The 11915-nt window shown below is 70.9% G+C and carries 11 protein-coding genes, 1 tRNA gene and 1 riboswitch; of the genes, 7 read left to right on the forward strand and 5 right to left on the reverse strand.

The genetic code is table 11. The features are described 5' to 3' along the window. Positions 1–38: 38 nt before the first annotated feature. The 4 genes from cobM to OG963_RS24440 all read right to left on the reverse strand — a co-directional run bounded on the left by cobM (position 39) and on the right by OG963_RS24440 (position 4250). Positions 39–788 carry a precorrin-4 C(11)-methyltransferase gene (gene cobM, locus OG963_RS24425; RefSeq protein WP_093930933.1) on the reverse strand — a complete coding sequence of 250 codons (750 nt, stop codon included), beginning with the start codon at positions 786–788 and terminating at the stop codon, positions 39–41. Next, positions 785–2071 carry a precorrin-6y C5,15-methyltransferase (decarboxylating) subunit CbiE gene (gene cbiE / locus OG963_RS24430; RefSeq protein WP_371800321.1) on the reverse strand — a complete coding sequence of 429 codons (1287 nt, stop codon included), beginning with the start codon at positions 2069–2071 and terminating at the stop codon, positions 785–787. The genes cobM and cbiE overlap by 4 nt, the downstream gene beginning before the upstream one ends. A 211-nt stretch (positions 2072–2282) precedes the next feature. Then, complete coding sequence (locus OG963_RS24435) at positions 2283–2690, reverse strand: SSI family serine proteinase inhibitor (protein ID WP_256223920.1); 408 nt, start codon at positions 2688–2690, stop codon at positions 2283–2285. A gap of 174 nt (positions 2691–2864) precedes the next feature. Then, on the reverse strand, positions 2865–4250 hold the full coding sequence (locus OG963_RS24440) for an FAD-binding oxidoreductase (RefSeq protein WP_319325303.1): 1386 nt from the start codon (positions 4248–4250) through the stop codon (positions 2865–2867). Between the two features lie 149 nt (positions 4251–4399). Between OG963_RS24440 and OG963_RS24445 the strand changes: the two genes are divergently transcribed. Beyond that, positions 4400–5584, forward strand: a complete 1185-nt coding sequence (locus OG963_RS24445) for a sulfite oxidase (protein WP_371799453.1) — start codon at positions 4400–4402, stop codon at positions 5582–5584. 6 nt (positions 5585–5590) lie between these two features. On the opposite strand, the gene OG963_RS24450 is transcribed toward OG963_RS24445, so the two are convergent. Further along, positions 5591–6007 carry an SHOCT domain-containing protein gene (locus OG963_RS24450; protein WP_093774080.1) on the reverse strand — a complete coding sequence of 139 codons (417 nt, stop codon included), beginning with the start codon at positions 6005–6007 and terminating at the stop codon, positions 5591–5593. A 159-nt stretch (positions 6008–6166) separates the two neighbouring features. Here OG963_RS24450 and OG963_RS24455 point away from each other — a divergent pair, with 159 nt between their 5' ends. The 6 genes from OG963_RS24455 to OG963_RS24480 all read left to right on the forward strand — a co-directional run bounded on the left by OG963_RS24455 (position 6167) and on the right by OG963_RS24480 (position 11911). Further along, positions 6167–6388 (forward strand): hypothetical protein, encoded by a 222-nt coding sequence (locus OG963_RS24455; protein ID WP_218160197.1) that lies wholly within the window; start codon positions 6167–6169, stop codon positions 6386–6388. 77 nt (positions 6389–6465) lie between these two features. Next, on the forward strand, positions 6466–7662 hold the full coding sequence (locus OG963_RS24460) for a flotillin family protein (protein WP_037823135.1): 1197 nt from the start codon (positions 6466–6468) through the stop codon (positions 7660–7662). 118 nt (positions 7663–7780) lie between these two features. Continuing rightward, positions 7781–7854: transfer RNA gene (locus OG963_RS24465), tRNA-Met, on the forward strand. Positions 7855–8134: 280 nt separating this feature from the next. Continuing rightward, complete coding sequence (locus tag OG963_RS24470) at positions 8135–9277, forward strand: PP2C family protein-serine/threonine phosphatase (protein ID WP_030929601.1); 1143 nt, start codon at positions 8135–8137, stop codon at positions 9275–9277. A gap of 247 nt (positions 9278–9524) precedes the next feature. Further along, a riboswitch (cyclic di-AMP (ydaO/yuaA leader) is annotated at positions 9525–9677 on the forward strand. 11 nt (positions 9678–9688) lie between these two features. Beyond that, a complete protein-coding gene (locus tag OG963_RS24475; RefSeq protein ID WP_093774082.1) occupies positions 9689–10795 on the forward strand; it encodes a M23 family metallopeptidase in 1107 nt (368 codons plus the stop codon). 171 nt (positions 10796–10966) lie between these two features. Then, positions 10967–11911: an aldo/keto reductase gene (locus OG963_RS24480; protein WP_030929595.1), complete on the forward strand. Its 945-nt coding sequence runs from the start codon at positions 10967–10969 to the stop codon at positions 11909–11911. Positions 11912–11915 lie beyond the last annotated feature (4 nt).

Consider the following 11915-nt stretch of genomic DNA (forward strand, 5'->3'; position numbering starts at 1 on the left):
GCGAGTGAGGGCCGGGGCCCGGGGGGCGCCCCATGGGGTCAGCAGACGTGCCGGTCGCGCTCCGCCGAGTACAGGTGGCTGTCCCGGAACTGCTCGGCGCCCAGCGTGCGGCCGACCATGATGACGGCGGTACGGATCACTCCGGCGGTCTTCACCTGCTCGGCGATGTCGCTCAGCGAACCGCGCAGGATCAGCTCGTCCGGGCGGGACGCCATGGCCACCACGGCGGCCGGGCAGTCGGCCCCGTAGTGCGGCAGCAGCTCCTCGACCACCCGGTCGACGTACCGGGCGGCCAGGTGCAGCACGATCAGCGCACCGCTGCGCCCGAGCGTCGCCAGGTCCTCGCCGTCCGGCATGGCCGTGGCGCGGTGGGCGATCCGGGTGAGGATGACGGTCTGGCCGACGGTCGGCACGGTCAGCTCCCGCTTCAGGGCCGCGGCGGCCGCCGCGAACGCCGGTACGCCGGGCACCACTTCGTACGGCACACCTGCCGCGTCGAGACGCCTCATCTGCTCGGCGACCGCGCTGAAGACGGACGGGTCGCCGGAGTGCAGCCGGGCCACGTCGTGCCCGTCCTCGTGTGCGCGTACCAACTCGCCGGTGATCTCGTCGAGATTGAGCTGCGCGGTGTCGACGAGGAGGGCGTCCGGCGGGCATTCGGCGAGCAGTTCGCGCGGGACCAGGCTGCCCGCGTACAGACAGACCTGGCAGGCGGCGAGCGTCCGGGCACCGCGCACCGTGATCAGGTCGGCGGCGCCGGGCCCGGCGCCGATGAAGTACACGGTCATCTGTTCTCTCCTGATGAGGACGGTGAGGACGGTATCGGGGAGGTGCCGACGGGCTTGCACACGGACCACTGGGTGACCGGCATGGCATGCCGCCAGCCGGTGAAGCCGCCGACCGGCACGGCGTGCGCGACCGCGAGCCGCACCAGATCGCCGCCGTGGCTCCGGTACCGCTCGGCGAGCAGTGCCTCGGACTCCAGCGTGACGGTGTTGGCGACCAGCCGTCCGCCGGGCGGCAGCGCGTCCCAGCAGGCGTCGAGCAGCCCCGGCACGGTCAGCCCGCCGCCGATGAACACGGCGTCCGGCACCGGCAGTCCGTCGAGCACCTCCGGGGCCCGGCCGGTGACCACACGCAGCGCGGGGACGCCGAGCCGGTCCGCGTTACGGGTGATGCGCCCGGCCCGTACCGGGTCGCGCTCGACGGTGACGGCGTGACAGGACGGGTGCGTACGCATCCACTCGACGGCGATCGATCCGGAACCGCCGCCGATGTCCCACAGCAGCTCGCCGGGTGCCGGGGCCAGTGCCCCGAGGGTTGCGGCGCGGACATGACGCTTGGTGAGCTGTCCGTCGTGTTCGTACGCGTCGTCCGGCAGCCCGGGTACGGCGCCGAGCCGCAGTGCGTCCGGGTCCCGCCGGCACTCGACCGCAACGACGTTCAGCGGATCGCCCGCCGGATGCGCCCAACCGTCGGCCGTCCCCGTGACACAGTCCTCGGCCTCGCCGCCGAGCTGTTCCAGCACCCGCATCGGGCTGGGCCCGAAGCCGCGTTCGCGCAGCAGCGCGGCCACTTCACCGGGGGTTCCGGCACCCGCGCTCAGCACCATCAGCCGCCGGCCCTCGTGCAGGGCGGCGGCCAGCCGGGCGTTGGGTCTGCCCACCAGCGTGACGACCTCGGTGTCCTCCAGCGGCCAGCCGAGCCGGGCACAGGCATAGGAGACGGACGACGGATGCGGCAGGACACGGAGGTTCCCCGCACCCAACTCCTCGCAGAGCGCGCGCCCGATGCCGTAGAACATGGGGTCGCCGCTGGCCAGCACGGCTGTCCGAAGCCCCCGATGTGCGGCAAGGAGACCGGCCACGGCGGGCCGCAGCGGAGAAGGCCAGGGCACACGGCGTCCCGTACAGACCGGCGGCAGCAGGTCCAGTTGCCGTGCACCGCCGATCACCGCCTGCGCGTCGAGCAGCACCGCACGCGAGCTCTCCGGCAGCCCCGCCCACCCGTCGGCGCCGATCCCCACGACGGTCGGCGCAGGTGGCGGGGGTGTTGCGGGCTCTGCGGGGATCACGGCCGGTACCTCGGTGTTCGGGGGCTGACGCAGCCGAAACTCTACTGTTCGCGCTGACCCGCGAGATCGTTCCGGCCGGGTGAGCATCGCCATACGTACGCCGCAACGTCCTCGGCCGGACAACGCTTCTCCGCGGGACGCAGGAAGGCGGACGCCCCTGCCCCGGCGTGTGGGCCGGGGCAGGGGCGTTCGAGACCCGAAGTCCGGATCAGAATGCGAAGACGGGTCCCGCTGCCGCCTCCAAGGCGCAGGCGTTCGGGTAGGTGCGCTGCCAGTCCACCGTGTCGCTGTCGTACGTCCCCTCGGCGGTGACCGTGACGGGGTCGTGGATCAGCGGGCACAGGTGCGGGTCGCCGGGCAGCGTGTCGAAGTCGCCCCGGGCCTCGTCCAGGGCGGCGCACGCCTCCGCCGCCCTCGGGTGGTGGCCCTGGGAGGTGGCCGGACACTCGAGGGCGATGCCGCGGATCCAGGTGTTCTCGCTGCCGGAGACGGTCAGGAAGAGGAGGGTCTCCCGGGAGTCGGCCTGCGCGGTCGGGGACATGAGCAGGGGCGCGGCCAGGGCGGCTGCTGTCAGCGAGGCGGCGGCCAGGCGCCGGGCGACGGTGGAGAGGATCACAGTGGGGGTAACGAACCGCCGGTCACGAGGACACGAGCGGTGTTCTTCACGGACGGGGTGAGCGGAGGTTCCGGCACGCCGTTCGACCCGTCCGCGGGGCATCTCTCTTACGCGGGGCTGCCGCACTGCGCCGCGCACCTCGTCCGCTCTCCACGACCGAGGAACCGGGAGCGGTCAGTGCTGATCGGCGGGGGTGATGTTCTGGTTGGCGTGGAAGAAGTTGTCCGGGTCGTAGGCCTGCTTGATCTTGGCGAGCCTGTCGTAGTGACCGCGGTAGGTGGCCTTCACCCGGTCCGGCGTCTCACCCGCGCCGATGAAGTTCACGTACGTGCCGCCCATCGAGTGCGGATGCAGCTCCTCCCAGTAGTCCACGCACCACTCCCTGAGCCTCTCGGCGCTGTCCGGGTCCGGGTCGATGCCCGCGATGACACCGGACCAGACCGCGTCCCGGTAGGCCCAGGCCGTGTCGTCGGGGCCCAGCCGGTGGGCGGCTCCGTCCACCGGGTACAGATGCATGGTCGACAGATCGGTGGGGAGGTTCTCGGCGTACTTGGTGTGCACGTCGATGGCGGCGTCCGTGATCCGGTCGAAGAGGTTGCCGCGCCAGTACCACTGCAGACCGGCCGGGAGCAGGTCGTCGAACATGGCCTGCAGCGCGGGGTACGGCATCGGTGCGGTGAAGTGGAAGGCCGGCGGGCCCGGTTCGTTCACGACCTTGAGGGTCTCTTCGAGTACCGCGGGGTCGCCGGTCCAGCACCAGACGACGCCGCACATCTTCTGGCCGTGCAGCTCCTCCGGGAACGGCGGGCCGGGCGGCACGCTGAGCGCGGCGAAGAATCCGTTCAGCTCCTCGGGCGCCTGCGGCAGGAAATCCCGGTACCACTCGAGGACTTCGCGGGTCCGGTCGACCGGCCATACGGTGATCGCCACACCGACGGTGTCCACCGGATGCAGCCGGAAGCTGAACGAGGTGACGACGCCGAAGTTCCCGCCGCCGCCCCGCAGCGCCCAGAACAGATCGGCGTTCTCGCTCTCGTTCGCGGTGACGAAGCTGCCGTCGGCCAGTACGACGTCCGCTGCGAGCAGGTTGTCCACCGTCAGGCCGTAGCTGCGGGTGAGATAGCCGTGGCCGCCGCCGAGGGTGAGGCCGCCGATGCCCGTGGTGGACTGGATCCCGGCCGGGGTGGCGAGCCCGAAGCCGTGGGCGGCGTGGTCGAGGTCGGCGAGCCTGCTGCCGCCGCCGACGCGGGCGGTCCGGGTGCCCGGATCGATGTGCGCCCAGCGCATGGGTGACAGGTCGAGGGTGACGCCGTCGTCCACCAGGCACAGTCCGCCACCGCTGTGTCCGCCGCCCCGTACGGCGAGTTCGAGACCTTCGTCGCGGATGAAGCCGACCGCGGCCATGACGTCGGCCGCGTCCGTGCACCGCACCACGGCGGCCGGACGCCGGTCGATCATGGCGTTGTAGATCGTGCGGGCCTCGCGGTACTCCGGGTCCTGCGGGCCGATGACCGGGCCGCGCAGAGCGGTTCGCATCGCTTCGAGAGTGGTGCCGTCCATGGTCGTCTCCTTGCCGGGCGCGCGGACCGCCGATGCCTCCACGCTCCCGCCGGGCGGGGGGCCGTGCAATCGCCAGGGGCCGCGCAAAGAGCGACATGCGGTGTCGGGCAGGGGTGGGCACCGGACGCCGGTGGGCGCACCATGAAGCCATGGATGGAGGCCCAGGGCCTTTCACCGGTGACCTCAGCCCACCGGGGCACCTCGCCGGGCCCGGCGAGGGCATCAGCCCGGAGGAACTGGCGCTCGCGGCGCGCAACCATGGACTGCCGCTGGAGGCGCTGCGTCACGACGTCACCCCCCTCGGACTGCACTACGTACTGGTGCACTACGACATCCCGTACGTCCCCGACGCCCGCGTCGCGCGCTGGCAGCTCACCGTGCACGGCCGGGTCCGCAGACCGCTCGCGCTGGACCTGGCGGCCCTGCGGTCGTTCCCGGCCGTCACACTCCGCGTCACGATGGAGTGCGCGGGCAACGGCCGGGCCCTGCTCGCACCGCGCCCGGTCAGCCAGCCATGGCTGGTCGAGGCGGTCGGTACGGCGGAGTGGACCGGGGTACCGCTGCGGCTGCTGCTCGCCGAGGCCGGAATCCGGCCCGACGCCGTCGAGGTCGTCTTCAGCGGGGCCGACCACGGGGTCGAGCGCGGCGTCGAACAGGACTACCGGCGGAGCCTGCCGCTGGACGTGGCCACCGGAGACGACCCGGAAGTGCTGGTGGCGTACCGGATGAACGGCGGGCCGCTGCCGCCGCAGCACGGCCATCCGCTACGCCTGGTGGTGCCCGGCTGGTACGGCATGGCGCATGTGAAGTGGCTCCGCGAGATCCGGCTCACGGGCGCCCCGTTCACCGGATTCCAGCAGGCGACGGCCTACCGCTACCGCCAGGAGCCCGGTGATCCGGGCCGGCCCGTCACCCGGATGGCCCCACGGGCGCTGATGATCCCGCCGGGGTGCCCGGACTTCATGTCCAGGATCCGTTTCGTACGCCCCGGCCGCGTTCTGCTGGAAGGTAGGGCCTGGTCGGGGCGGCCGCCGGTCACCCGGGTCGAGGTGACCACGGACGACTGCCGTTCCTGGCACGACGCCGAACTCGGCCCGCCGGACAGGAGCGGAGCGCACCCCTGGGCCTGGCAGCGGTGGCAGTCGACGTGGACGGCCACGCCCGGAAACCATGTCCTGGCCGCCCGCGCCACCGATGCGGCGGGGCGGGTCCAGCCCCTCACCCAACCCTGGAACCGCGGCGGCTTCGGCAACAACCGCATCCAGCGGATCCTGGTCCACTGCGGGCCGGGACAGCTGGGGGTGAGGAGTACGCCTCAGGGGGCGCACGGGTGATGCGGTTCAGATGAGGAGCTTCGTCTTCGCCTGCCGGAACTCCTCTTCCGTGATGGCGCCCCGGTCCTTGAGGTCCGCGAGTTTCGCCAGCTCCTCGACGCTGCCGCGGCTCTTCGGCGCACCGCCACCCGTGTCACCCGCGCCTGCGGCCTCGCGCACGTACGCCTTGAAGGCGGCCTCTCTCTCCTGGACCTCCTTGAGGTCGCGCTTCCCCATGGATCTGCCGCGCGCGATCACATAGATCAGGACGCCGAGATAGGGCAGCACCAGGGCCAGGATCAGCCACCCCGCTTTGGCCCAGCCCCCCAGGTCGTCGCTGCGGAAGATGTCCGCGATGACCTTGAAGAGGAGGAACAGCCACATGATCCAGAGGAAGAACCAGAGCATGGTCCAGAACAGGTTGAGCAGGGGGTAGTCGTCCACGTTCGGCTCCCTGGTCGTCGCTGTGGCGCAGCGTCTGATGTCTGAATTCTGAACCAGTCATATCATCAGATATAGGCACCTGCTCGTCGTCGTCCGAGGCCTTCCTCAGGGGTGGTGCGGAGTACCTTGGAATCATGAGGGAGGCGTGGGCGAGGGCGTATGAGAGCCCCAGATGAGTCGGCCCTGAGCCCGGTCGGGGCGATCGGGCGCGTGACCGTGCCGATCCCGGAGGGCGGTCCCGGCGAAGTGCTGGTGGCCGTACGGGGCGGGTCGGAGGCCTACACCGCATGGTCGACGACGTCGATCGACCGGGACGAACGTGTGGTTGTCGTCGACTCGGTCTCGGCGCGCAGCGTGATCGTCGAACGGCTGCCGGCCTGAACGCAGGAAGCGGAGCCGAGACCCGATTCAGAGATCCGACGCCGCGATGAAAATGACCTGACGGCAGGAGTTCGCTCATGTTGTTCTGGCACGTTCCCGCCCCCAACGAGGCGATGCTCATCTCCGGATCGAAGCGGCAGACGCAGGACACCCAGTTCCGGATCGTCACCGGCCACGGCAGTTTCGTCGTACCCGTGAAGCAGAAGGCGCGCATGCTCTCCCTGGCGCTGCGCGAGGCGGAGATCACCGAGGACTGCGTCACCCAGCAGGGCATCCGTCTCAACGTCCGCGCAGTCGCGGTCTTCAAGGTCGGTGACGACGCCGTCTCCATCGCCAACGCCGCACGCCGCTTCCTGTCCGAGCAGGACCAGATGGAAGAGCTCGCCGGCCGGATCTTCGCCGGTCACCTGCGTTCCATCATCGGCGGCCTGACCGTCGAACAGATCATCCGGGAACGGAACCGGGTCTCCCAGGAGGTCATCGCGGGAAGTCACGGCGAGATGGAGAAACTCGGCATCGTCGTGGACGCCCTCCAGATCCAGGAGATCGACGACGCCACCGGCTACATCAACAACCTCGCCGCCCCGCACGCGGCCGCCGTCGCCAGCCAGGCCCGGATCGCCCAGGCCAGGGCCGACCAGGAAGCGGCCGAGCGCGAGCAGCAGGCCGCGGCGCTCAAGGCCGAGTACGAACGGGACACCGCGATCAAGCGGGCCGGCTTCCTCGCCGAGACCGAGCAGTACAACGCCCGCGCCGCCCAGGCCGGACCGCTGGCCCAGGCCAGGGCGTCGCAGGAGGTCATCGAGGAGCAGACGGCTCTGGCCGAACGGCAGGCCGGGCTGGCCGCACAGCGGCTGGAGGCGGAGGTCAGGCGTCCGGCGGACGCCGAGGCGTACCGTCAGCGCACGCTCGCCGAGGCCGCCCGTGACCGGGCGAAGTTCCAGGCCGACGGCAGCGCGTACACCGAACGGACCCTGGCCCAGGCGCAGGCCGACGCCAACACCGCCCGCGCCGCCTCGCTCCGGGACGGCAACCAGGAACTGATCGCGGCCAACCGCATCGTGGAGAACCTGCCGGCGCTGGCCGACGCGGCCGCCCGCGGGATGAAGGGGGCCAACCTGACCGTGCTCAACGGAACCAGCGGGGTCAATGAGATGGCGGCGGGTGTGGTGGGCCAGGGGCTGGCCATTCTCCAATCGCTCCAGCGCAGCGCGAGCGCGGGGAAACCGGCGGTCGACGCGAAGCGGGCGCCGCGCATCACCGACTCGAACTGACCCGGGCAGGGCCGGGGCGGGAAAGGTGCGGGAAGGGCGTCGGGGGCCGTTCGGTCGGGCAGCCATTTCATGGGTGGTCAGCAGTCCGTTCCTGATGGCGTAGAGTTGTGTTCACCGACGCGGGGTGGAGCAGCTCGGTAGCTCGCTGGGCTCATAACCCAGAGGTCGCAGGTTCAAATCCTGTCCCCGCTACTGAAGAGTCAGGCCCGGCATGCATTGAGCGTGCCGGGCCTGACTCGTGTTTTCCGTCCCCCCTTCGGCCGATGAGGAGTCGCCGCGCGGCGGCGCCCCGGCAAGCCTGGGAAGCAGGCCCATGTCCGCAGCCGGGCGCGTGCAGGTCAGGACAGCCGTGCGTGCACGGGGCAGGAGACCACAGGGCGCACGGCCCAGGACAGCACCGGGCGCGCCGGGCAGGAGACCACAGGTGGGGATGGCGAGGAAGCTGCTCGGGGGGCGGGTCAGGGGGCGGGCCATGGTGCGCGGCTGGGCCTGGTGGTTCGTCCGTGCGCTGCCGCTTCTGATGATCGTCGGCGGACTCGTCTTCGACTACCTCAGCCCACCGCCCTTCACCGCCGTGCCGATGTTCGTGGCCGCTCCGCTGATCGCCGCACCGTTCTTCTCTCCGGTCAGCACCGTCCTCACGGGCGTCGCCGCGATTTGCTCGATCCTCTCGCTGCGGTTGCCCAGTGGCGGTCTGCTGCACGTCGTGCCGTTCATCGAGCTCGTCACCGTGATCACGGTCGCGATCCTTGCGGTCGTCATCAACAGGGTCGTACGGCGCAGCACCGAGCAGCTGGCTTCGGCGCGGGTCATCGCGGAGACCGCCATGCGGGCCGTGCTGCCGACGCCGTCCGAGCGGATCGGAGGGCTCCATGTCGCCGCGCGGTACGAGGCCGCCCAGGCGGACGAATTCGTCGGCGGTGACCTGTTCGCCGTGGCGGAGAGCTCGTACGGGGTACGGCTCGTGGTCGGGGACGTGCGGGGCAAGGGGCTCGAAGCGGTCGGGACGGTGGCGGTGGTCATCGGCGCGTTCCGGGAGGCCGCCGAGCAGGAGGATTCGCTGGAGGGCGTGGCGCGGAGGCTGGAGCGGGCGCTGGCGCGGGAGGGGGCGAGGCAGGGCGGCATCGATCCGGTCGAGGGGTTCGTCACCGCCGTGCTCGCCGAGGTCCCGCCCGGCGGGGCCGAGGTGCGCATCGTCAACCGCGGCCACCCCGAGCCGCTGCTGCTCCGCCCCGACGGCTCACTGGACGTGTTGGTCCCGACGGTGCCCGCGCTGCCGCTCGGCATGGACCTGGGGGTGTGGACGGACCGGGCCGACGTATGGGAGCTGGACGCCGGGATGACGCTGCTCGCGTACACGGACGGACTCTCCGAGGCGCGCGACGCCCAAGGGGTCTTCTACGATCCGGCGGCCCGGCTGCGCGGGCGGATCTTTCCCGGGCCCGAGGAGCTGCTGTCCGCGCTGGTCGACGACGTACGGCTGCACACCGGCGGCCGATCCACCGACGACATGGCGCTGCTCGCGGTCGCACGTCCCGCCCGGAGGCAGCCGGATCGGCGCAGGACTGTGAAGATCGTGGGCCGGGATGCGAGTGAGGAAGGGCTGAGTCGGTGAAGGGCTTCGCAGGGCGATGCCACGGTGCGTAATCGAAAGGCCTCGCTCCGCATAACATTTGACGCAACGTCAGAAACCGGGTAGTGGCTGAGTGGCGATCAACTCGCCCGTTTCCGCCCGATTGTGTCCCGTAAAGTCCAGGCCAAAGGCGTTAACGATCAGTCGGAACGGCTTGGAATCGGACCCGTCCGTCTATTAACGTTCGATAACGCAGCGCGGTTGTCCCAGCCGCCGTCAGTGGCGGCACCGTGCGCGAGCGCCGAATTCCGCAAGGGAACCGGGGAACCACCTACATGGGGTGAATCGGACACCTGTGTCTCGTGAGAGGCAGAGGGATCCGTAGGAGACCTTCCTGCTCCGAACCCGTCAGCTAACCCGGTAGGCGAGAAGGAAGGAAAGGAGTGCGCCCCCGTGGCGTCCAACAAGCCTGCCCCCGAAGCCCCCTCCCGGTTCGGCTCCGACTTCACGACCGAGCAGCGAACCGATTTCGGCGCCGAGTTCACCACTGAGTTCGCGACCGACGGTTTCGGTGAGACCGACCGGGCGTGGGAGGAATGGAACCCCACCGAGGAGTCCGTCCGCCCCGTACGCGGCAGGCACCGCGTCGTCAAGCAGCGCAACGGGCTCGCCCGCAGCTCCACGGTGCTCGGAGTCGGTGTCATCGCGGCCGTGGGAGCGGGTGGCATGGCCACCGCGCAGAGCAAGCCGCCGGTCTCCATCTCCCTTCCCGACTCTCTCGCGGACAACCTCCCCGACGCCAAGTCCCTTCCCGGCGTGGGCGCCCTGTTCTCCGACGGGTCCGTGACCGACCAGGCGAAGTCCGCGGTTGCGACCGCCCCGCTCACCAGTGCCGGCATCACCACCGCCGAGGCCGAGCAGGGCACCACCGACGCCGGCGAGGCGCTGCGCGCCCGCATCCTCCAGCAGGCCGAGCAGCAGCAGAACGCCGCCGAAGCGGAGATCAAGGCCGCTGAGGAGAAGGCCGCTGCGGAGAAGGCCGCCGCCGAGGCCAAGGCGAAGCAGGACGTCGCCGAGGCCAAGGCCGCCGCCGACAAGAAGAAGGCGGAGGAAGCGGCGAAGGCGAAGGCCGAGGCCGCACGGCTTGCCAAGCTCGCCGCCTCCTACGCCATCCCCACCTCCTCGTACACGATCACCTCGACCTTCGGCGAAGCCGGTTCGATGTGGTCCTCCGGCTACCACACCGGCCTCGACTTCGCGGCGCCGACCGGCACCCCGATCAAGGCCGTCCACACCGGCACCGTCAAGTCGGCGGGCTGGTCCGGTTCGTACGGCTACCGCACGGTCCTGGAGCTCGAGGACGGTACGGAACTGTGGTTCTGCCACCAGTCGTCGATCGACGTCACCGTCGGCCAGAAGGTCACCACCGGCGAGACCATCGGCCGTGTCGGAGCCACCGGCAACGTGACCGGACCCCACCTCCACCTGGAGGTCCACACCCCGGACGGCACCGGCATCGACCCGATGGCCTGGCTGCGCGACAAGGGCCTCACCGTCTGAACCCGCGCCGGTTCTCCGGCCCCTCGTACCCGGCAGTCCTGACGCTCCCCCCCGACGTCAGGGCTGCCGGTCTGCTGTCACCCGGTCCTTGGGACCCCATGCGGATGCGCCTGCACCCCCTTTCCCCCCCGGTACGGAATAGCGGGCGCGGCGGAGTCCGTTGATCCACTCATGACTTCTCTTCGTAAGCTCGGCTCTTCCGACCTCCAGGTCTTCCCGCTCGCCCTCGGTGGCAACGTCTTCGGCTGGACCGCCGACGAGGCGCAGTCGTTCGCCGTACTGGACGCGTACGTCGCGGCGGGCGGCAACTTCCTGGACACCGCGGACGCGTACTCCGCGTGGATCCCCGGCAACGAGGGCGGCGAGTCGGAGACGGTCATCGGCAAGTGGCTCGCCGCACGCTCCAACCGTTCCGACATCGTCGTCGCCACCAAGGTCGGCGCCCACCCCGCGTACAAGGGGCTCTCCGCCACCACCATCAAGGCCGCGGCCGAGGAGTCGCTGCGCCGGCTGGGCACCGACCACATCGACCTCTACTACACGCACTTCGACGACGAGACCGTCCCGGTCGAGGAGATCATCACCGCCCTCGACCAGCTGGTGAAGGACGGCAAGGTGCGCGAGATCGCCGCGTCCAACATCAGCCCGGAGCGGCTCCAGGCGTCCCTGGACTTCTCCGAGCGCGAGGGGCTCGCCCGATACGTCGCCCTGCAGCCGCACTACAACCTCGTCTCCCGCGACACGTACGAGGGCGAGCTCCAGGAGACGGCCGCCCGCGCCGGTCTCGCCGCCGTCCCGTACTTCGCCCTGGCCGCGGGCTTCCTCACCGGCAAGTACCGTCCGGGTGCGTCGGTGGAGAGCGCGCGGGCCGAGAAGGCCGGTCAGCACCTGGCCTCGGAGCGCGGACAGAAGGTCCTGGCGGCACTCGACAAGGTCGCCGAGGAGCGCGGCGCCGAGGTCGCGACCGTCGCCCTGGCCTGGCTCGCCGCCCGTCCGACCGTCGCCGCGCCGATCGCCTCGGCCCGTACGGTCGAGCAGGTGCCCGCCCTGGTGGCCGTGGCCGACCTTCAGCTGACCGAACAGGAACTGGCGGAGCTCACCGAGGCGTCGGCCTGAGACC

Origin of the sequence: Streptomyces sp. NBC_01707, assembly GCF_041438805.1 — a bacterium.
Classification (GTDB): domain Bacteria; phylum Actinomycetota; class Actinomycetes; order Streptomycetales; family Streptomycetaceae; genus Streptomyces.